The sequence below is a fragment of the Propionigenium maris DSM 9537 genome, assembly GCF_027925155.1.
In the GTDB taxonomy this organism is placed as follows: Bacteria; Fusobacteriota; Fusobacteriia; order Fusobacteriales; family Fusobacteriaceae; genus Propionigenium; species Propionigenium maris.
Genome location: NZ_BSDY01000010.1, coordinates 138,866 through 159,278, shown reverse-complemented (window position 1 = coordinate 159,278; position 20,413 = coordinate 138,866). Strand labels below are relative to the sequence as shown.

General features: G+C 42.4%; 19 protein-coding genes and 1 pseudogene. 7 read left to right on the top strand and 13 right to left on the bottom strand.

Features of this window, described 5'->3' with window-relative positions:
• The 11 genes and pseudogenes from QMG11_RS11985 to QMG11_RS11935 all read right to left on the bottom strand — a co-directional run.
• Positions 1 to 383 (bottom strand): annotated as a pseudogene (locus QMG11_RS11985) (glycine/sarcosine/betaine reductase complex component C subunit alpha); the annotation flags it as partial.
• Between the two features lie 11 nt (positions 384 to 394).
• The gene (gene grdC / locus QMG11_RS11980; protein ID WP_281836237.1) at positions 395 to 1,930 is read right to left on the bottom strand and encodes a glycine/sarcosine/betaine reductase complex component C subunit beta; all 1,536 of its coding nucleotides are present in this window, start codon (positions 1,928 to 1,930) and stop codon (positions 395 to 397) included.
• Positions 1,931 to 2,172: 242 nt separating this feature from the next.
• Positions 2,173 to 3,462, bottom strand: a complete 1,290-nt coding sequence (grdB, locus tag QMG11_RS11975; protein WP_281836236.1) for a glycine reductase complex selenoprotein B — start codon at positions 3,460 to 3,462, stop codon at positions 2,173 to 2,175.
• A 356-nt stretch (positions 3,463 to 3,818) separates the two neighbouring features.
• Positions 3,819 to 4,295: a glycine/sarcosine/betaine reductase complex selenoprotein A gene (gene grdA, locus QMG11_RS11970; RefSeq protein WP_281836235.1), complete on the bottom strand. Its 477-nt coding sequence runs from the start codon at positions 4,293 to 4,295 to the stop codon at positions 3,819 to 3,821.
• A 202-nt stretch (positions 4,296 to 4,497) separates the two neighbouring features.
• The gene (locus tag QMG11_RS11965) at positions 4,498 to 5,784 is read right to left on the bottom strand and encodes a glycine/sarcosine/betaine reductase component B subunit (protein WP_281836234.1); all 1,287 of its coding nucleotides are present in this window, start codon (positions 5,782 to 5,784) and stop codon (positions 4,498 to 4,500) included.
• Positions 5,785 to 5,818: 34 nt separating this feature from the next.
• Positions 5,819 to 6,136 carry a thioredoxin TrxA gene (trxA, locus tag QMG11_RS11960; protein WP_281836233.1) on the bottom strand — a complete coding sequence of 106 codons (318 nt, stop codon included), beginning with the start codon at positions 6,134 to 6,136 and terminating at the stop codon, positions 5,819 to 5,821.
• A gap of 27 nt (positions 6,137 to 6,163) precedes the next feature.
• Entirely contained in the window at positions 6,164 to 7,201 is a 1,038-nt protein-coding gene (locus QMG11_RS11955) for an FAD-dependent oxidoreductase (protein ID WP_281836232.1), read from the bottom strand.
• A gap of 34 nt (positions 7,202 to 7,235) precedes the next feature.
• On the bottom strand, positions 7,236 to 7,616 hold the full coding sequence (locus QMG11_RS11950) for a GrdX family protein (protein ID WP_281836240.1): 381 nt from the start codon (positions 7,614 to 7,616) through the stop codon (positions 7,236 to 7,238).
• 538 nt (positions 7,617 to 8,154) lie between these two features.
• On the bottom strand, positions 8,155 to 9,501 hold the full coding sequence (locus QMG11_RS11945; protein WP_281836231.1) for an MATE family efflux transporter: 1,347 nt from the start codon (positions 9,499 to 9,501) through the stop codon (positions 8,155 to 8,157).
• Positions 9,502 to 9,778: 277 nt separating this feature from the next.
• Entirely contained in the window at positions 9,779 to 10,681 is a 903-nt protein-coding gene (locus QMG11_RS11940) for a sensor domain-containing diguanylate cyclase (protein ID WP_281836230.1), read from the bottom strand.
• Positions 10,682 to 10,878: 197 nt separating this feature from the next.
• Complete coding sequence (locus QMG11_RS11935; RefSeq protein ID WP_281836229.1) at positions 10,879 to 11,601, bottom strand: FCD domain-containing protein; 723 nt, start codon at positions 11,599 to 11,601, stop codon at positions 10,879 to 10,881.
• Between the two features lie 308 nt (positions 11,602 to 11,909).
• On the opposite strand from QMG11_RS11935, the gene QMG11_RS11930 reads away from it, so the two are divergent.
• The 7 genes from QMG11_RS11930 (at position 11,910) to QMG11_RS11900 (ending at position 17,226) form a co-directional block, all read left to right on the top strand.
• A complete protein-coding gene (locus tag QMG11_RS11930; protein WP_281836228.1) occupies positions 11,910 to 12,221 on the top strand; it encodes a (2Fe-2S)-binding protein in 312 nt (103 codons plus the stop codon).
• Positions 12,221 to 13,321 carry an NAD(P)/FAD-dependent oxidoreductase gene (locus QMG11_RS11925; RefSeq protein WP_281836227.1) on the top strand — a complete coding sequence of 367 codons (1,101 nt, stop codon included), beginning with the start codon at positions 12,221 to 12,223 and terminating at the stop codon, positions 13,319 to 13,321. The genes QMG11_RS11930 and QMG11_RS11925 overlap by 1 nt, the downstream gene beginning before the upstream one ends.
• The gene (locus tag QMG11_RS11920; RefSeq protein ID WP_281836226.1) at positions 13,314 to 13,826 is read left to right on the top strand and encodes a 4Fe-4S binding protein; all 513 of its coding nucleotides are present in this window, start codon (positions 13,314 to 13,316) and stop codon (positions 13,824 to 13,826) included. Before QMG11_RS11925 ends, QMG11_RS11920 begins: the two co-directional genes overlap by 8 nt.
• Positions 13,819 to 14,091: a (2Fe-2S)-binding protein gene (locus QMG11_RS11915; protein WP_281836225.1), complete on the top strand. Its 273-nt coding sequence runs from the start codon at positions 13,819 to 13,821 to the stop codon at positions 14,089 to 14,091. Before QMG11_RS11920 ends, QMG11_RS11915 begins: the two co-directional genes overlap by 8 nt.
• A gap of 1 nt (position 14,092) precedes the next feature.
• The gene (locus QMG11_RS11910; RefSeq protein ID WP_281836224.1) at positions 14,093 to 15,256 is read left to right on the top strand and encodes an NAD(P)/FAD-dependent oxidoreductase; all 1,164 of its coding nucleotides are present in this window, start codon (positions 14,093 to 14,095) and stop codon (positions 15,254 to 15,256) included.
• A 150-nt stretch (positions 15,257 to 15,406) separates the two neighbouring features.
• Positions 15,407 to 16,828, top strand: a complete 1,422-nt coding sequence (locus QMG11_RS11905) for a sodium:solute symporter family protein (protein WP_281836223.1) — start codon at positions 15,407 to 15,409, stop codon at positions 16,826 to 16,828.
• 50 nt (positions 16,829 to 16,878) lie between these two features.
• Positions 16,879 to 17,226 carry a RidA family protein gene (locus QMG11_RS11900; protein ID WP_281836222.1) on the top strand — a complete coding sequence of 116 codons (348 nt, stop codon included), beginning with the start codon at positions 16,879 to 16,881 and terminating at the stop codon, positions 17,224 to 17,226.
• A gap of 64 nt (positions 17,227 to 17,290) precedes the next feature.
• Here the strand turns inward: QMG11_RS11900 and gshAB are convergent, their stop codons facing one another.
• Together gshAB and QMG11_RS11890 are read right to left on the bottom strand one after the other, a co-directional pair.
• The gene (gshAB, locus tag QMG11_RS11895; protein ID WP_281836221.1) at positions 17,291 to 19,618 is read right to left on the bottom strand and encodes a bifunctional glutamate--cysteine ligase GshA/glutathione synthetase GshB; all 2,328 of its coding nucleotides are present in this window, start codon (positions 19,616 to 19,618) and stop codon (positions 17,291 to 17,293) included.
• 176 nt (positions 19,619 to 19,794) lie between these two features.
• A complete protein-coding gene (locus QMG11_RS11890; RefSeq protein WP_281836220.1) occupies positions 19,795 to 20,259 on the bottom strand; it encodes a type II secretion system protein in 465 nt (154 codons plus the stop codon).
• Positions 20,260 to 20,413 lie beyond the last annotated feature (154 nt).

Here is a 20,413-nt window from a genome sequence, read left to right as displayed (position 1 = left end):
GTAGCTATGAACATATCCTTTCCAAAGCTTGGAGTTACTACTCTTCCTACTGTAGATACTCCGATTGGGAAGCTGTAGTGCATAGTTACACAACCTGCGATGTAGTTGCTGTCTAGCAGCTCCTCCATCTTCTTGTGCGCTTCCTCTTCTGTATTAGCCTCCACTACCTCTAGAGTAGTTTCAACCTTTGGTCCGATTAATACGATATCATAATCTGCAGTTCTTGCAGCTTTTTCAGCTCCCTTTACAAGGTTATCTACTCCGTGCTCACTTCCAAGAGTAGTTAATCCTACCTTAACTCTGCTTCCAAATCTACCAGTTTCAAGGGCATCTGCAAGGTCCATGAATGTATTTCCGATGATTTCTCTTATCTCTTTTGACATTTTGCCCCTCCTTATTCTCCTAGTAGGTGTGATGCAAAGTTTCTCATTGCTTCTCCGATCATACCGTTGATTTCTTCTTTTGATACAGATGAGTTAGACTTCATTTCTCCAGAGTTTCTCTCGATGATGATAGATACTCCGTCAAACAGGTTAGTCATTCTTCCTAGGAATAGAGATCCTTTTCCTACGATCATTGCTCTGTTAACGTCTCCCTCTGTAAGGTCCTTCTGAGCAAATCCAAGGTATGGTACTCCTGATGGGATATGTCCCTGAGTTGGTGCCCATCCTGGCATTCCGTGCTGATCGATGAATGACATAAGGTCCTTTCTCTCAAGGTCTCCTCTCTTAACACCAAGAGCTCCGATCATCTTGTAGTTAGCTTCAGGTACATCTCCAGCTCCAGCTGGCTTAGTGATGTCTGGGTTTTGCATCTCTACTGAGTATCTCTCTACATCTTTAACTGTAAGTCCTGCTTTATCAAGCGGGTTAGTGATTAGTGATGTGATTACTGCCTGAGGAGATGATCCAGTTCCAACTGTGTGTCTTCCAACAAGGTCAGTTCTTAGCACTGGGCTAACTCCGTCGTTCTTAGATACTAGTACAGCAAATGCTCCAAGTACGTCCTCTAGGATAGGAAGTCCCTTCTTAACGTGGTCCTTACCGTTCATTCCAAGCTTAGCTGTTGCTCCTCCTGCTACTACTACTACGTTCTCATAAGTTCCAGCCTGAACTAATGATGCAGCTTGAATAAGCGCGTGAGTTGGTGCAGCACAGAATCCTCTTGTATCCGATCCAGTTGCGTTAGTAGCTCCTACAGCCTCTGCGATAGCCTTAGCGAAGTTACCTCCACCTCTCTGGTTCATGTCTCCACAAGCTTCCTCTGAACACTCGATTACATACTCAACAGTGTTTACATCTAGGTTGTGGCTCTTGATTAGGTGTTTGAATGCAAGTACTCCAGAAGCTTTTACTACAAGGTTCTCATACATTACGTGTGCGTTAAGGTTTACGTCGATATCGTGAGCTGTCTTTACGCATCCGATTAGGATGTCGTTGTTGTAGATAGCCTCTGCGTGCTCTTCAGCTACAAGTCTTGCGATCTCGTCTCTGTCGATTCCCTCTCCGATTGAAGCTACTTCCTCATCAGTAGTAAGCTCGTGAGCTGCATATCTAGGCTTAACGTCTGCTACGAACTCCTTCTCTAACTCAACAAGTCCAAATGCGTCTGCTACCTTTATCATAACAATAAACTCGTCCTGAGGCATGATCTCTCCAAGTTTACCATATCTATTTCCTTCAACTTCTACATCTACCCAGCCCTTTCCAAGCTCCTTTAACTCTAGCGGGTGAATGTTTCCAATATATGTCTGGTTTGGAGCATAGTTAACTACCTGCTCATAAGTTCTGTATGAGTCTCTGATATTCTTTAGATACTCTGAATCAGGATTTACATGCTTTTCTGTAGTTTGAGTAGTACCATTGTGTAGTATCATGTCAGGTGTGTGAATAAGAGCGTATGAAGCTCCTTTAAGAACTGAATAATTCATTGTTTTCCCCCTATTTAAAATCATTTAAAAATTTATAGTTGTTAATGAGTAGTCTAATCTTTTAAACCTTGCCACTAATTAACACCACTCCCCACTAACCTAAACCCATTAGTGAAGATTGGTGAAGATTGGTGGTTAGTATCTTCATAGTAAAAGAGAGCTGAGGGAGTGGGACACTCCCCACCGTCCTCAGCCCCCACTCTTTTACTAAGTTGAAAATTTATACACTTATAAACTTTCTCTTATCTTTCGAAAACTGTCTGATCTGTTACTTCAGTAGTAAGTGCCTCAAGAGACTTTTCTACGATGCTTCTTCTTAGTGCTTTCTCCTCAGCTGCATCTAATGCAGGGTTCCCTAGTGGGTGAGGGATTGCGATTGCTGGAACGATTCTGTTAGCTCCAACAGTTAGTGAGATAGGTACTACTGTAGCAATGTGTACTACAGGTAGACCAGTTGCTTCGATTGCTTTTACCATCGTTGCACCGCAACGAGTACAAGTTCCTCATGTAGAAGTTAGGATAACAGCGTCAACGCCGTCAGCTAATAACTTCTGAGCAAATTCAGTTGCGAACGCCTTAGAGTTAGCTACTGATGTACCGTTACCAGTTGTAGTATAGTAGTAAGGGTGGATCGATCCGATCTTCCCTTCAGCTTGAAGGTCCTTAAGTACGTCTACAGGAAGTACTCTGTTTGGATCCTCGTTAGCGTAGATTGGGTCATAACCACCGTGAGCAGTCTCTCCCATGTTCTCGATCTCATACTGTCCATACTTAGATGCAGATGAAGATTCGATTCTGTCAGGGTTTCCAGATGGAACGATTCCTCCAGAAGTTACTAGAGCGATTCTAGCTTTTGAAAGGTCTTTGATAGCCTTTCCTGGCTCAACGTTGTCGAATACTGGCATTGGATACTCAGTAACGAACTCTCTTCCGTTAAGCTTTGCTACAAGCATCTCAGCTGCTCTTGTAGCACCATTTTCTTCAGCGAATATATTTCTTCTTACTCCTCTTGCATGGTACCCTTCCACTGCAGGAGATCCGATTGTTTCATTCTTAGCTAACTTAAGAGCAAACTTTCCTAATACAGGAAGTGCTTTTCTCATTCCAGCTGCTGAATTTGTAGTTGCTAGCATATATACGCTCTTTCTGAACATATCTACACCAGGGTTTTCCTCATACATTGCTGTTACTACAGGAATTCCAAGCTTCTCTTGTACTGCGTCACACACAGTTCCACAAGCTGCTCCGTATCTACCAGCGTTAAATGCAGGTCCTGCTACAAATAGGTCTGCACCCTCTTCCTTAACCATTGCAAGGATATTTTCTAAAGCTTCATCAACGTTTTCGTTGAAGTAAGAGTCTCCACAGATAATAGTAGCTACTATTTCAGCTTCCTCTCCAAATTCTTTTTGTAGTCCCATTCCTGGACCAACATGCCCTGCTCTCTTTTCAGCTGGAACATGAGCCATTTCCTCTCCACCAATATTAGCGAAGAATTGGTTTATATAATGAACAACTTTTAATTTTGCCATAGCTCACCTCATAGTCTAAGTTGACTATATAGAGGTATCCCCCCCTTCTAATATAATTAGTTAGTTTTTTTATATCTTTCAATAGGTGGGAGCTCACTCGCTCCCGGATTTTTTTATTAATTGGCTTGAACCTAACCTAGGTTCAATTGGATTCTTTGGATTTTTAGAGTTTTTTTTAAGAGTTTTATTTTTGTTGCCAGCTTCCGTCCTATTGGCAGTAGGTCAGCCGCCTTATTGCTTTCTACCTTAGTTGTTAAGGTACTTACTCAAAACACAACCTAGGCTTCATTATCTACACCGTAGATCCTAAGTATTTAAGTTTTGATTAGAGTTTTTAATTTGAAGTAAGCTTCAAATTAAAGGTATTTACAGTTGTCTCCTCTGATCTCGTTCATCTCAGAAATGATCTCTTCTACATCAAGAACCATCTCCATCATTCCGATTTGCTCATCGTAAACATCTGCGTTTACTTCAGATTTGAACTCAGGCTCAACTGCGTGGAATACAGTTAGTCCTAGCTCCACTCCAGCTAGGCATCCAGCGTAAGTTGGATCTCCTACTGTTACTGTTTCTGCTGCTAAACCTGCTGCCTCAGCTTCAGCTGCTCCGAATAATACTAGAATATTCTCCGGTCCGTGCTCCTCTGCAAGTGCCTTAACTCTCTTTTGGTTCTCTAAATCCATTGCTCCTGCTGCCGTTCAGACAAAACACTCAGTTGATGCGAATACTACCTCAGCAGTATTTACTGTTTCTACACACTCTTTTATTGCTTCACCAGGAATACCATCTCTATCCCCGATAATGATTACCTTTTTGTTATCTAAGATACCCATTAGGTTGCCTCCTTGAATTTTTTCTATTTTTTTAATGTATTATTTTTTATGTTATATTCCTATCTCCCACTATCACACTTCATCTCCTGGCCGCTTCTATGGTATTTCTACTTTTTATTATATCGGCTCCTATGCTGGATCGTGGTTATCTATCTCTTTTACTACTAAACTATATACTTCAATTATTATCTGATAACTTTAATTAGTATCCTCTAGCTGTAAGCTTGTTGAATCCTAACTCGTTTGTTGCTCCAGTGATTACCTGAATTTCTGCTTCGATAGATCCGTCTTCCTTAAGGGATCCAGCGAATCCTCCTGCAATCTTATCAGTGTAGTCTAACATTCCAATTACTTTTTCCATTGGAGGAAGAGTGATCATTTCGTTAGCGTTTCCACCAGTTACTACAGCGTCAGCTGATTTATCCGCGTCTGCAAGTGATTGAGAAGCTCCGTCTCTTCCTGCATACTCGTCAGTAACGATTACAGTCTTAACACCTTCTCCTTCGATCTTCTTACAGTTCATGATTAGGTCTGTATCAGGGTTTCCGAATCCTTCCTGAGATACGATTGCACCGTCTAATCCTAGGTACTTAGTGAACTTTGCAGTCCAGTCTGAAGATCTCATCTTGTCAGCAAGGTATACGTTTTCATTTGTGATGATTACACCCATGAAGTTGATTTCCTTACCGTGCTTAGCGTAAAGCGACTTGATGATTGGGTTGTTCTGGTGGTGGTAAGTTGTGTTCTTGTCACAAGCTGATACACAGTTTCCACTTAGGATAGCTCCGTCCATTACCTCAGTTGGGTAAAGAACTGTTGGAACGATCTTCTTAGCGTCTACTCCGTATACATATGTATCGTGAAGTAGTCCCTGAGTTTGAAGCATGTATACATATCCTACCTTTGGAAGCTCAGGATACTCAGCTGCTTGCTCAAGAAGTGGCTTAGTTTCATAAACCTCAACGTGATCAGGCTCTACGTTCATTCCTAGTTTTCCAACGTGCTCTGCTATTTTTAATCCTGCCATTCTAGCTGCTGCCTCATACTCTGGCTGGTTAAGTCCTTCTTTAGGCTCGATTACCATACAAAGGTTGTTTAGCTTAGAGAATGGAGTGAAGTCTGCTCCTGGTCCCTGCATGTCGATGATTCCCTCTTGGAAACCTACGATCTTACCACAAGTTACGATAGCAGCTCCCTTTAGTACGTGAGTTCTTCCGTCTCCTACAGTATCAACTTTTGCTCTTACACCTGGGAAGATTCCCCCTCTTCCAGATACTTTTACTCTTGGCTCGATTACATCCTTTACAGGTGTAATTCTTACTGATTCTCCTGGTCTTGCAATTTCAAGTTTAACGTCTGCAATGTGCTCGTCCTCAAGAACTAATGTTCTTATCTCGTCAGCATTTACATAAAGAACTCCGTTCTCTACTTTAGACACTTCTCCAAATTGCACGTCATTGATTTTGATTTCACCTAATTCTAAACGCAATTTAGTCCCCCCCTATTTTTCTGTTAAGGTTTTATTATAAAGCCTCTTCGATCATCTTTCTGATATTTTCCTTAGTTGCATCGTCCTTTGTGAGCTCAGATAGCTTTTCTCCGTTTTTGTAGATAATTACTGTTGGTAATCCAAGTACCTTTTGCTTTATAGCAAGTCTTCTTGCCTTAGCTGTGTTCAGCTTTGCAAATGTCATCTTGTCACCAAACTCTTCAGATAGTTCTACTACATGTGGCATTAGAGCTTTACAAGGCTCACACCCGTCACTCCAGAAGTCCACTAGTACTAGTCCTTCCTTGTTTAGCACTTCTGCTTCAAAAGTATCTTTTTCTAATTGAATCATGATATGCCTCCTATATTTTAATTCGGATTATGCATCCAAAGTTTTTGACTTAGCGTCTTCATCTGCCACTACCTGACCTAGGTTTGTGGCTACATAGGGCGTAGTTTCCTCAAATTGCCCTAAGTACTTCTCAGCTGCTGTTGCTGCTACTGCACCGTCTGCCGCTGCTGTGATTACCTGTCTTAACTCCTTAGGTCTAAGGTCTCCTGCTGCGTATACTCCTGGTACGTTTGTTGCCATGAACTCGTCTGTAGGAATGTATCCCCACTGATCCATAGCTATGTGTCCCTTGAATACATCTGTAGCTGGAATATATCCTATGAATACGAAGATTCCGAATGTTCCATCTTCCTCATCAGCTTCGTAGTCCCAAGTTTCTCCAGTGATGTTGTTCTTGAATGTACATCCCTCAAGAATTCCATCTCCTCTCATATCAGTGATCTCAGTGTTAAACTTCACATCTACTTGAGGATGGTTCATAACGTGCTCTGCGATTGATGCTGCACAAGTGAACTCAGGCTCTCTTGCTACAACAGTTACCTTTCTAGCGAACTTAGTAAGGTACATTGCTTCCTCAGCTGCTGCATATCCTGCACCTACACAGAATACCTCAAGGTCTGTAAAGAAGTCTGCGTCACAAGTTGCACAGTATGATACTCCCTTACCAGTTAGTTCCTTCTCACCAGGTACTCCTAGCTTTCTAGAGTAGGCACCGGTTGCAATAATTACAGTTTTACCTTGGAACTCTGTTCCGTCCTCTGTGTATACCTTCTTTACTTCTCCAGCAAAGTCAACATTTGCTACACCCTTCATGATTCTTTCAGCTCCAAAGTGCTCAGCCTGCTGAACCATTCTTCCGATAAGCTTAGGTCCAGATGTTTCCATCTCTCCCTCATCAAATAATGATCCTGGGTAGTTAGCTACCTCTTCAGTAGTAACGATCTGTCCTCCCATCTTAGTCTTCTCTAAGATTAGTGTAGACAGCTTTGATCTTGAAGCGTACAGTGCTGCTGAAAGTCCTGCTGGACCACCACCGATGATTATTACGTCGTAAATCTTGCTCATCAGTCCCCCCCTTGATTTTTTTTATTTTTAAGATTTAATTGAACTGATTAATACTTTCGATTCCGCTACTTATTAAGTTGTAATCGATAAGTTTAAAGTCATTGATTATTCTCTCGGGCCACTCCCTTACCTTACAGTCATTTAATAGCTTCTCAGTTGTTGCAATTGCGTTTTCTATTATTTCCAGTGACTGCATATCAAATTCCTTTGCTTCTAGAGACAGTGCCAGACTTTTAAATGGTGTCTCATTTGGCTTGATACTTCCAGAAAGTGGGTGAGTCAATAAAGTATGATTTTTGTGAATTAAATCTCTTGCTAGGTATAGAACATCCAGGTAGGTCTTTTCTTCAAGATACTCCATCTGATTGTTTTCTGCAAAATCTTTTGCTACATTTGAATTGTTCGTTATTATCATTACCTTCAAAACTTCCACCTCTTACTTAAAATCCCATATCCTTTTGGGAGCGGTTTCAATAACCGTAAAAAATTTTTCGTAAGGAACTTTTCTGCACTTGCTCCTTACACCATTATTTTTACCTCACTATTGAAACAATGTCAACATAAATATTGAAATATTTTTAAAAAAACAAAGTGAATTATTTCAGAACAAAAAATACCCTAAAAGTTCAATGTAATTTTTTCACATTCTATTGGTGTAATCTCCATTGAATTCATTGGGGTCCAGAGGTCCAGTGATTTTTTTTGGTCCTTTATATTGTATTACTTCAGGTGTTTTTTAATTTTTTTTAAATATTTCTTCAAAAAAAATTTATTTTATTTTTTTATTTTTCTTCCTTCCACTGCGTTAACTTCTGTCTTTTTTTCTAGTAATTTTATTTCACAATTAACTTTATCAACTAGATATTTTGATTAGCTTATAAAATTATCTGATAGAAGGATCTCTCCTCAGAGAGATCCTTCCACTGTATCTTATTCTTAATTTTATATCACCCCTACTCAAGATCCTCCACAAGGTTTTTTATCCACCTGCCAGAGTAGAGCCTTCTACTTCCTATAATAAACTTTGCCACTACATCTGTCTTGGAAAGAAGGTAGACTACCCTTGGAGAAAGGCCCAGATAGAGCCCTCCATAGACAGTCAGGGGAACACTGAGGCCCCAAAGGGTCAAAAGATCGGCCCACATGCCAAACTTGGTGTCCCCTCCAGATCTCATAATTCCAGTAAGGCAAACTGTGGCACTTCCCCTCAGGGCACACAACACACTGTAGTACCTGAGCATAGCTCTGGATATCTCCTTAACTTCCAGGCTGACATTGTAGTAGCTTAAAAATACCTCTATCACCGAAAGAACTATTAGACAGTTCAATCCTCCAAGTATGAGGGTAGCTTTAAATATCCTCTTTCCCGCTTCCAGTGCCTCCTCTGTATCTCCTCTTCCTATACTGCTCCCTACAAGAACTACTGAGGCACTTGATAGACCTATAAATGCCACATAGATAATCCCCTCCAGGCTCTTGCTCATATTAAGAGCTGCCATGGTTTCTACCCCCATCCTGGCAAAAACCACAGTATGGATGGTCATCCCCACTCCCCAGAAGAGTTCATTTACCATAACCGGAGTGGCAGTATCCAGATACTTCCTAATAAATCTTCTGCTGTATCTCCAGTACTCCTCAAACCTCCCCAGAAGGGGATACCTCCTTATATAGATCACCCCTATAAAGAAGATGACCTCCACAAACCTTGCCACAAGGGTTCCAATTGCTGCACCCTGTACCCCCATTTCTGGAAAACCTAACTTTCCAAAGATCAAGAGGTAGTTGAGGCCGCAGTTTACCAGAAGGGATATAACACTGTTCACAAGGCTCGGTGTAGTGACCCCTATACTCCTGAGAGCCATGGAGAGGGCAAAGGATACCGATGTGACGACATATCCCAGGGAAACTATTCTGAGGTAACCAGCTCCCGCCTCTACTACCTTTAGATCTCTGGAATAAAGGCCTATTAGGAACTCCGGAAAGATAAAAGCCAGGAGGAAGAAGACACCACTCACCACCACTCCCATCCCCAGAGTAAGGCCAAGTATCTTCTTCAGATTTGCCCCATCCCTTCTTCCCCAAAACTGTGAGTAGAATATCCCCGATCCGCTGTTTATCCCGAATAATATGAGAGCCATAACAAAAAAGATCCGGTTGGCAATTCCCACCCCCGCTATCTCCACCTCTCCCAGCTGACCTATCATAAAGGTATCCAGCAGGTTTACAGAAGAGGACACTATATTCTGCAGAGCCACAGGAATGGCAATTCCCAGCATACTTCTATAAAATCTTATACTCAATTCAATACCTCCAGACAAAGAAACTCCCCCAACTATAGTCCACCTCCCCCTAGGAAGCAATAGAAAGGTTCTTCTCTCCTCTAGAAAATCTTCCACTTTATTAACCGTTGTTTCAACCAACCTCTACTCACTCTATCTGACTCCCCTCCCCCAAACCGAGTTATACTTAACTTTATCCACCTTTTCCAGCTATGATTTTTTCAATATCATCTCCTGAACTATATAAAAAAGACACTCCATAGAGTGTCTAAAGTATTTGCTATTCAGTTTAGAGGGATTATCCTAGAGTAACCCTATTCCTTCCATTCCTCTTACTCCTATAGAGGAGTTCATCCACCCTCTCCATGAGGGTATCTACACTATCCTCAGGCCCTACCAGGGTAGCTCCGCTGGATATTGTAACCCTCAGCTCCTCCTCAACAATCTTTACAGAGGTATTTTCTGCAAGGACTCTCAGCTTTTCAGCCACCCTGTTAAGGCCGCTTTCATCGATTCTGGAGAAGACTCCTATAAACTCCTCTCCTCCCCATCTTCCAACGATATCATCTCCCCTGAGATTGTTAGAGAAGGTACTGGAGATGGTCTTTAACACTAGATCCCCTGCCCCATGACCATAGTCATCGTTGAACCTTTTAAAGTAGTCTATATCCATGAAGATCACCCCAAACTCCACACCACTGATCCGGTATTCATTTAACTTCATCTCAAGGATATTTTCCATATACCTTCTGTTGGGCACCTGAGTAAGCTCATCCAACATAGCCAGCTTCTCAAGCTCCTTTATCTTCTTGAGGATGTTTTTACGTTCAGAGTTTTCACTGAAGATCTCTATGGCTCCCACAACCTCTCCTCTGCTGTCTCTGTAGGGTATGGCCTTTACAAGGGTAGGAACCCTGTGGCCATTCCTATGGTGGAAGTAGACCCTCGTTTCATCTATATCCACCCCGTTAATTGCTTCGATAAGGGGGCAATCATCTGTACATAGTTTGTTCCCTGTCTCATCCACATGGTTGAGTATATTGTCGTTGCAGCAGCTCCCCAGCAGCTCCCTGGAGGTATAGTCTGTAAGCTCCTCTGCAGCTTTGTTCCAGTAGCGTATACGTCTGTCCCTGTCCACAATGTACACCCCGTCATAGAGGTTATCCAAGATCTCCTTCATATTTCCATTTATTATCTCCATACATCCGCTCCTATATATAAATCCGTTATTTTCATCCACTCTTCTCTCAGCTGACTTCCATTCCTTCCCCCAGGTAAATTTCCATGGAAACTCCCTATAAAATATAATTACATTATACCACCTTTTTGCAGCTGTTTAAAAGTATTCATTGAATTGCCTTTAATTTTAAAAAAATGAAGGGACATGATCCCTCCTTCTTATAGAGTGTACCTATATTTCTTCACCTGATCGATGAGGCTCTCAATATGCCTGGCCATGGCTTTCTCTGCAGCTGTCTCATCCCTCTCTATCACTGCTTGAGCTATAACCTTATGCTCCTCCAGAGTTTTAACTCCAAGCCCCTTTTCTACTCTCTTTAATATAGGAGTAAACCTGGTATCATCTATTACAAGTTCGAGCATATGTTCCAGTATCCTGTTTTTGCATAGGGAGGCTATATACTTATGAAAGGGAACATTATACTGATAGGTAGTCAGTCCCCTGAGCCTCCTCTCATGACTCTCTATAATCACCTGAAGATCCTTTTTTGCCTGAAGGTTGCACCTCCTTGCTGCATACTTTGCAATCTGGCTCTCCACTACCTTCCTTGCTTCCAGGGCTTCAAGAAGTTCATCTATCTCATTTATATCCAGAGCACTTAGGAATATCTCACTTCTCCTTCTTATCTGCTCCTCCCTCTCCTTGATATCCAGATATTCTCCCCCCAGGGAGGTTATCACCCTTCCCCTGTATCCCTCCTTTCTGCTGTATCCCTCACTGTCCAGAGAAAAAAGGATCCTTCCAATAGTGGCCTCACTTACCTCCTCACCAAACTTCTTCAGCTCCCTCTTTATGTAGGATGCCCCTACCGGTCTGCTGCTCCCCCTCAATATCTTCAATATATTCTCATTACATCCCATGATTCTCTCCCCCATAAACATTTTCCATTCCCCTTTTTTATTATACTTTCACTTTAAAATAATCCCAAATTTTCCCTCCTCATCTGTGAGGAGTGTATTAAATCTGGAGAACAAAATCGACAGCTTATATACACCCTCCTCCAGAACTCTTTTAAATAAAGGAAGAAAAAGGATGGTGTTTTTTCATAAAATTTGATTAAAAAACTTTAATTTTTTTGAAACCTTGCCTCAGTCAAATTCAGGAACCTATACTTGTCTTAAATTCAACTTAACGCAAACCTGTTTCAACTTAAATTAGACTTAATAGAAATTTAAATAGGAGGTATAGTATGAGAATTGAAGATCATCCCGTACTGGGAAGAGAAGCAGAGGGGAAGTATGTGACTATCTACTACAACGGTACTCCCCTCAGTGCCCTAGAGGGGGAGACCATTGCTGCAGCTCTTATGAGCCACGGGATCAGAAAGATGAGAAAGACACCTAAGTACAAGAGAGACAGGGGAATCTTCTGTGGAATCGGAAGGTGTACAGACTGTGTAATGGTAGTGGATGGCCAGGCAAATGTAAGAACCTGTGTCACTGAAGTAAAAGAGGGAATGACAGTGGAAACTCAGGTTGGATACGGCAAGGAGGAAAAATAATGGTTGAATCTCAGGTAGTTATCGTAGGAGGAGGTCCTGCAGGTCTGGCTGCTGGTATAGAAGTGGCTAGAGCTGGAGGCAGGGTTACAGTTATAGATGAAAATAAGAAACCTGGTGGTCAGCTCTTTAAGCAGATCCATAAGTTCTTCGGATCCAAGGAGCACCTTGCCGGGGTAAGGGGATATGATATCGGAAAGAAGCTCCTAGAGGAGACCGAGGAACTGGGTGTGAACGTTATCCTGGATGCTCCAGTATACGGGGTATTTGAGGACAATACAGTTGTCTATGCCAAGGACGGTGTCCAGAACAAGATAAGGGGAGAGAAGATTATCCTGGCTACAGGTGCCACTGAAAACTCTCTGGCATTCCCTGGTTCAGACCTTCCTGGAGTAATGGGAGCGGGAGCTGCTCAGACTATGATCAACGTTAACAGGGTTCTCCCTGGAAAGAGAGTTCTCATGGTCGGTTCTGGAAATGTTGGACTCATCGTATCCTATCAGCTCATGCAGGCTGGGGCAGAGGTTGTTGGCCTTGTAGAAGCTGGTCCAAATGTCAGCGGTTATGGAGTACACGCCTCTAAGATAAGAAGGGGAGGTGTCCCTGTCTACACATCTCACACAGTTACAAGAGCTATGGGAGAGGGAGAGGTAGAAAAAGTTGAGATATGTGAGGTAGACAGCAGCTACCAGCCTATTCCAGGAAAGGAGAAGGTACTGGAGGTAGATACCATCTGTCTGGCTGTAGGTCTTACACCAATGTCTGAGTTGGCTTGGACCCTTGGATGCGACTTTACCCACATCCCATCCTTTGGAGGACATGTACCAAAGCACAACGAAGATATGGAAGCCAGCCTGAATGGTATCTATGTTGCCGGGGATATCTCTGGTGTAGAGGAGGCAAGCTCCGCCATGGAGGAGGGTAGGCTTGCAGGTATCTCTGCTTCTGAAGCTCTGGGGCTATACACTTCAGAGGAAGCGGCTAAGCTTAAAGGTGAGGTGTGGAAGAGACTGAATACCCTGAGAGACGGAGAGTTTGGTGAGAAGAGAAGATTATCCAAGGCAGAACAAATCAATAGATCTAGGAGGAGTCACAATGAATAGAGGCGTTAAATATACAGGAGTAGCTTCAGATGAGGAGCTTAGAGCCTGTCCTGGAATTCCCACAGAGGAGAGATTAGAGAAGGGACCGGTAGTAGCTATAGAGTGTGTTCAGAAGATACCGTGTAACCCATGTGAGGGATCATGTCCCTTTGGAGCCATCGAGATCGGAAGCTCCATTACAGAGCTCCCTAAGCTAATGGAGGATAAGTGTGTAGGTTGCGGTATCTGCATTCCCAAGTGTCCTGGACTTGCTATCTTCAAGCTACACAAGAACTACAGCGACACAACATCCCTGGTGGAGTTTCCATATGAGTACCTTCCCCTGCCGGCAAAGGGAGAGGAGGCTCCCACTGGAAACAGGTTTGGAGAGCATGTAGGGATGGGTAAAGTTCACGATATTAAAAACCTTGCCAAGAATGATGGGACAACTCTTGTAACACTGGAGATTCCCAAGGAACAGCTTATGGAGGTAAGAACTATCTACAGGGGGGGTATAAATGGATAACAGAGACAAACACGAAACATTTATCTGCAGATGCCAGGAGGTCACTGTAGCAGATGTGGAGAAGGCCATAGAGGAGGGTGCAACTACCGTTGCAGGAGTAAAGGTAAGAACCCATGCTGGAATGGGACTATGTCAGGGAAGAAGCTGTGGAAAATTAATTGCCAGGATGCTGGCTGAGAAGAAGGCTCCAGAGGATATCCTTCCTGGTTCCTCTAGACCTCCAGTGAGAGTAGCTAAAATAAAAGAATTTTTAGGGGAGGAGTAGTATGAATTCAGATATTATTGTTATCGGAGGGGGAGTTATCGGTACATCCATCGCCTATAACCTCTCAAAAAATGGTAAGAAGGTTACCCTCATAGAAAAGGATGACCATGCCAGAGGAGCTTCTGGTTCCAGTGACCAGCTGGTACTTATGCAGTCTAAGAAGCCTGGTGTTCACCTGGCCCTGGCCCTCGAAAGCTTAAAGATGTATAAGACCCTGGAGGAGGAGCTGGGAGAACCAATCCACTTCAGACAGCTAGGGGGGCTTATCCTCATAGAAAATGAAGATGAGATGAAACTCATGGAGGAGTTTGTTGAAAGACAGAGAAAGACAGGACTGGACGTATCCATCATCTCCCTTGAGGAGATCAACAAGCTCCAGGAGGGAATCGCTCAGGATATTATAGGAGCTACCTATAGTCCCATGGATGCAGAGGTGGATCCCATTGCCCTTAACGTAGCCTTTGCCAAGGCTGCCAAGAGAGAGGGGGCTGAGATAGTTCTCGGTACCGAGGTTAAAGATATCCTTCTAGAGGATGGCAAGATAACTGGAGTGGAGACAGACAGCGGAACCTACCACGCTCCAGTAGTTATAAATGCTGCAGGGGTATGGGCTCCACTCCTTGCCCAGAAGATTGGATTTGATGCCCCTATAAAACCTAGAAGAGGTCAGATCTGTATTACAGATGAGGTAGATTACTTTGTACACATGCCAGTTCTCTCTGCCAAGTATATCATGGCAAAACACAACCCAGACCTTCTGAAGGATGCTCCAGAGGTTGTATCCAGGCTTGGAATAGGTCTGGCTCTCAGCCAGTCCCCTAAAGGAAACATTATGTTTGGAGCTACAAGGGAGTTTGTGGGGTATGACAAGGGTGTTACCTATGAGGGAATCAGCGAAGTAGTAAAAAATGCTGCCCGTTACTTCCCTAAGCTCAAGGATATGAGCATCATAAGAACCATGGGAGGGATGAGGCCCTTCACCCCAGACGGCCTTCCCCTCATTGGATGGACGGAAGGAATCGAGGGATTCTTCATGGCAGCTGGTCACGAGGGAGACGGGATAGCTCTGGCTCCAGTTACTGGAAGGGTGGTATCAGACCTCATCCTTCACGGGGAAACCTTTGTGGATGTGTCAGGATTTAATCCAAATCGTTTCAACAAATAGATTAAAATCATAACCTGACTTTTCACCTTATAATTCATTTTTAGATTTTAGAGTCAAAACAACTATGAGCTTCTTGAAAAATTACCTGCTAAAAACCGTTGATTCATCTGCGGTCATTAAATCGTAATACAATTAATTGGAGGTGTTTTTGTGAATCGAGTTTTTTATATTGTTTTAGCTACAGCCATTGTCCTTTTGGGAAGTGGGGCAATTTCCCTATATATAGGAAAAAGGTGTAATACCAGTGAGGATTGGGATGTAGGAGGACGATCCCTTCCCCTCTATGTTACTGTTGGTTCTCAGTTTGCCACTGTTATGGGTGGAGGAATGCTGGTAGCCCATGTAGGTCTGGGATATAGTAGTGGATGGGCAACACTTACTTACGGTCTATTTTTATCGGGAGTCATGTTTATACTCAGCTTTTTTGCTAAGTGGTTTAGAAGTCAAGAATTTACAACTATCCCAGATATTTTAGAGAGATTTTACGGAAAGAGTAAAGGACTTACTTTGGCAGCTGTTTTAGCTACTATAATTGTTCCCTTTGGCTGGATCTGTACACAATTAGTTGCTGTTTCAAAGTTATTTTCAAGCTTATTAGGAGTATCACCTGTCATATTAATTATTATCTTTGCAATTATAAGCTTACTTTTTGTTCTTCCTGCAGGTTTAGCCTCTGTAGCATGGACAGATTTTATCTTCAGTTGTCTTATGATCGTAGTTTCTATTGGTTCCCTTGTATTTGCATTTAATATGGGGGGAGGAGTCTCCAATATATTTGCAAATATCCCTCCAGATATAAAGGCTTTTCCCGGAAGCATGACTTCAGTGGGGTGGCCTACAATCCTTCTCTGGATGTTTGCAATCCTTCCAGGAGGACTTACTAATCAACTATACTACCAAAGAATAGGAGCAATTAAAGATATAAAATATGCGAAAAAAAGCCTCATCTACAGTGGTTTATTAATTTTATTTGCTGAATTCTGGGCAATCTATCTTGGATTCTCCATAAGAAGTATGGCTCCTAATTTACAGCCAGAAATGGCATCAGCTTGGTTTCTTGACAGGCTACCAATATGGTTTTTAGCTATCTACTCAGGATTCCTTGTAGCTACTATTATTTCAACTATCGATAGTGCTATTCACGCTGTTGTTGTTAACTTCACTACAGACATCTTAGGTAAAGTAATCAGTACAGATTCTATGGACTCAAAAAAGCGTCTTCATACTTCAAGAGTTTTTGCTGTGGGAGTAACTGCTGCTGCTGTTGCTATAGCTGTTTTATTCCCTCAGGCGTTAAAACTTTTGGTTCTTACCTATGCCTTCTCAGCTTCTGTATTGTTGGCACCTATATTCTTAGGATATTTCTATAAGGATTCTGATTTTTTAACTATTCAGGGAGCTATTGCCAGTATGATCTGCGGATTCCTTGGATGTATCGTGGGGATGACTCTAAAAACAAGTGTACCATATGTACTCTTCGGTCTGGTGAGTTCTTTTATCTCTCTCATCCTTGTAAGCAAGTTTACTAAGAGAGAATCTGAAGCGGCTGAGGAAAAGATCGATTTCCAGTAATCTACAGTAATTTTTTATCGTAACATAAATAATATAAGGGAGTGAATTAAGTGGGAATTAAAAGACATGATAGTGGAAAGAGAATGAGCAGAGCAGTAATTCACAATAACACTGTATACCTATGCGGTCAGGTCCCAAAGGATGAAACAGTAGGAATTAAGGAGCAGACAAAAACCACCCTGGAAAAGGTGGATGAACTTCTAGCTGAAGTGGGAAGCCATAAGAGCAGAATATTATCGGCTACTGTATATATAAAAGATATGGACCTCTTTAAAGATATGAATGAGGTATGGGAGGAGTGGACTGCAGAGGGACACGCCCCTGCTAGAGCCTGTGTAGAGGCCAAGATGGCCAGAGAAACCCTTCTATTTGAGGTTTCTGTTATAGCAGCTCTTTAACTAGCCCTTTTTTATAATTTGCTGATAGACTTAAATGAGCACCCATTAAGGGTGCTCATTTTCATTAAAATCCTAATTCATCCAGGACCTTTTTCCCCAGTCCCCTATTCTTCCCTCTATATGGGTAGCAGTGGATATGAATAGCTGGATTAAAGTTCAGCTCAATTATTCCATATCCCCTCTCATCAAATTCCTCCATCTGGTCCAGCATCATATCTACTCCGCAGATAGTAGCATTCACAGCCTTTGCCGCTTCCACAGCTATCCTCTTATACTCTGGATGGATTTCATCTGTAAAATCTATACTGTCACCACCTGTACTGATATTGGAGTTTTCTCTAAGATAGATAACCTCTCCCTCTCTAGGAATGTAATCGAAGCCTAGGTCCTGCCCCTTTAGGAACATCTCCTCAGCTACTCCGAGGTTTATCTTCTCCAAAGGAGTCTTATACCCCTTGCCTCTCAGAGGATCCTTATTTTTTTCATAAACAAGATCGGAGATACTGCTCCTTCCATCACCACAGACATTGGCAGGTACCCTGTGAAGGATCCCCACTACCTCATCCCCTATTACAAAGAACCTGTACTCCTTACCGGAGATAAACTCCTCTATAAGGATGGTTGAATCATGACCGAAGGCGATCTCCACAGCCTTTTTGTAGCTCTCCTCATCTATTCCGTTCTTGAAGATGGTTATCCCAATACCAAAGTTGGTGTTGTTGGGCTTGATTACTATTCCTCCACCGCTGTAAAGCTCAAAGTCATCCATAGCTTCCTCTATATCCGTGTAGCTCCTCCCCTGAGGGGTTCTCACCTTATTTTCATCCAGCACCCTCTTGGTCACCAGTTTGTTTTCCATAACAAGAACTGTACTGTAGGAATCCAGAGATGTTTTAGTGGCCTGCTTTACATACTCGGTCCTATCTCCCTGGTGTAAAGCTATAAAGCTTTCCTTCCTGTCCAGGATATCAACCCTTACTCCCCTTTTAAGGGCTTCCTTTATTAGGATCTGCGTGGAGAGCTCAAGGTCCTCATAGGATTTCAGGTTATACTCCTTGGCTCTTGTCTCCTCTAAATACTTCTTGGCTCTATCTAAATGGAAGTTGATATATCCCTCATCCTCCAGCCTGTCCACAAGCTTTTTAGAGAGGGGATCTTCCATGGCCCTTACCTCTACCCTGTTAAGAGCCTCCTCATAGATCTTCTCCTTTGGAGATAGTGTTTCCAGGAGCTCCCTTACCTCGCTGAAGATCTCCCTCTTCCACTGCTTTATATCTACCTTCTCCCCGTCTCTCATTAGAAGGGTATTCTTCATACGTCCTGCAGAGGATACAAGGGTGGTGTTGTACTCATCCTCCCTCTTAGCCTCCTCTGTATATCTTCTGTCATCCGCTACAAGACAGTAGATGAGGAAGAGGTGAAGGAAGTAGAGGGTCTCCCTCTCTATTCCGATCTTCTTAAATGGATTGAGATCCACAAACCTCAGCTCCAGGTAGGATACTCCATTTTTATCCAGGTTATCCAGGATATCCCCTTCACCTAGGGTCTTAACCCTTACAGAGCTGTAGTACTCCTTAGCTCCAGAGATCTCTCCCACCTCGATAAGCTTCCTCAGGTCTGCAGTATACTCCCTGATTGTGTTGTAGGACACCATATACTCCTTTAGGTTCTTGTATCCACATGGCCCGTTTCTGAAGGATGTTGCATGGGGGAAGTAGTAGGTCCCCTCCCCGGCAGCCTTCATATAGCTGTTACACTTCTGGGAGTAGCTCTCATGGCTACCAATGCTGGCACCAAATATATATATCAGAAGCCAGTTATATCTCAGGAGGTTTCTGGCCATCTTCAGGTAGATATCGTCCTTGAAATCCTTAAATTCACGGGTATCCCCCAACTGTACCTGAACCCTTCTTAGGAACTCATCCTCAAAGGAGAAGTTGTAGTGGATACCAGAGATTAGCTGCTTCTTCTTCCCGTACTTTTCAGCCAGCATCTCACGGTACTCCTCAGCCTCTATTCCCTTCTTACTCCCGTCATATCTGGCTATGGGAATGTGCTCCTCCTCTGGAAGAGCTGGTGGAATACTCTGGGGCCACAGAAGCTCCTCCCCTATGCTTCCAGACACTATATCGTGGATATTTTCCATGAAGTAGTAGGTCTCATCTAAATTTTTAAAGGGAGGAGTTATCATCTCTATCTGACTCTCGGAAAAATCTGTAGTTATATATGGATGGGTACTCTTATCCCCCAGTTCCTTTGGGTGGGGAGTAAGAGCCAGGTGCCCCTCCCTGTCTACCCTAACATTTTCCTTTTCCAGTCCAAAATTTCCCTTTAGTATATCCCTCTTAAATCGACCCTCTCTATCCAAAAGGTCCCTTAAATTTCCTAGCATCACATTCCTCCTAGATCTATGTTAATAATTTATCACCTTCAAATTTAATTGTATTATACAATATTTTTTATTCCATTGAAATTAATTTTATTTAAAAAAGGAGCCCCAAGACTCCAACAATTTAAAACTTACTCCACCTTTATCATACTTTTTTTCACACTTTACACTTCTTTACACTAAAATTCATCGAACCTTATTCCATACTTTTCCTCTTTAACTAGAGGGTATACCTCTCCACTCCTCATAAATATCCATCCAAAACCTCTTAAGTTAGCTTTCTCAATTATTTCTTCTATCTTATCTTTATCTTTTATAGTCCCAATACCATTAACTTTAATCACTGGAATAAAAGGAACTTTACCTCCCAGGTAATCTTTAATAAACTTTTCAAGATCCCCAGCTTTCATAACCACAGTTTCCCCATTAGATGCAGTTCCATATGGAAATAAGTCTTCAACTTTTTTATCTTCCTTTACAAGATACATGTGCAGTGCTGTCTCTATATTTCTTCTGTTGGCCTGTATCTGAGCTATCTCAGCATCCTTGGTAATATTAGAAAATCTTGGAATGGCTATAGCTGCCAAAACTCCTATTACTGCTATAGTTACCATTAGCTCTATTAGAGTAAATCCCTTCTTCATCTCATCCTCCCCCTATACTTTCACTCAATTTAATCTCTTATTCTATCTTTAATATTTCTCATAAAGAAACTATTGCAGACTATTTACGTTAAGTATATGCAAGGTCAGATTTATAAATATATAAAAAAGGCGCCCTATAGGCGCCTCTACTCAT